This window comes from Antarctobacter aquimaris (assembly GCF_900184945.1).
Taxonomy (GTDB): domain Bacteria; phylum Pseudomonadota; class Alphaproteobacteria; order Rhodobacterales; family Rhodobacteraceae; genus Maliponia; species Maliponia aquimaris.
Map to the genome: position 1 here is coordinate 1 of NZ_FXYF01000054.1, position 810 is coordinate 810.

General features: G+C 70.1%; 1 protein-coding gene. It reads right to left on the bottom strand.

The window, feature by feature from the left end:
- Window positions 1-722 (bottom strand): calcium-binding protein (locus tag MAA8898_RS25620; protein ID WP_281252929.1); only part of this gene is annotated, 722 nt, incomplete at its 3' end.
- Window positions 723-810: the final 88 nt, after the last annotated feature.

An 810-nucleotide genomic window follows, 5' to 3' on the forward strand; every position in this document is an offset into this window, starting at 1 on the left:
GGATGCAGGCCCGCGACGATGATCAGGTCCTGGCCCTTCTGAAAGTCGAGGATCTGGTCGCGGTTCACGCCGACGACGGTTTCGGCCAGCGAGCGGAACACGAAGTTGTCGGCCCCCAGTCCGCCGGTCAGAAGGTCCATCCCCAGCCCACCGGCCAGGTCGTCCTCGCCGCCGCGGCCGCGCAGGATGTCGTTGCCGTCGCCACCTTCGAGCACGTCGTCGCCGTTGCCGCCGTCGAGGATGTCGTTGCTGGCGCCGCCGTCGAGAAAATCGCTGCCATCGTGGCCGATCAGGACATCGTTGCCGTCGCCGCCCAGGACGGTGTCGTTCCCGGCGCCGGCGTTCAGAATGTCGTCCTCGGTGCCGCCGTCGAGCGAGTCGTCGCCCGCGCCGCCGAATAGGGTGTCGTTGCCGGCGCCGCCGCTCAGGCTGTCGTCGCCGTCGTGGCCGACCAGCAGGTCGGCTTCGGCGCCGCCGCGCAGGTCGTCGTCCCCGGCCCCGCCGATCAGCGTGTCGCTGCCGGTCTCGCCGTCGACGTAGCCGGACACCAGCCCGCCGGTGCCGCGGTAGAGGTCGGCGCCGGGCCCCAGTTTCACGTGGCCGACGATCTGGCCGGTGTTGATCACCCGGGTCACGCCGTCATCCACCGCAGAAATGGCCAGGAAGTTGCCCGAAACGTCGCCGGACAGGATCCGGCCGCTGTTCACGATGTCGATGGTCAAACTTGGGCCGAAACCCTGCGTGATGGCGGCGCCGCTGCGGCCCTCGATGAGGCCGCTGTTCACGATCCTGAAGGCGCCGCCCGCGCCG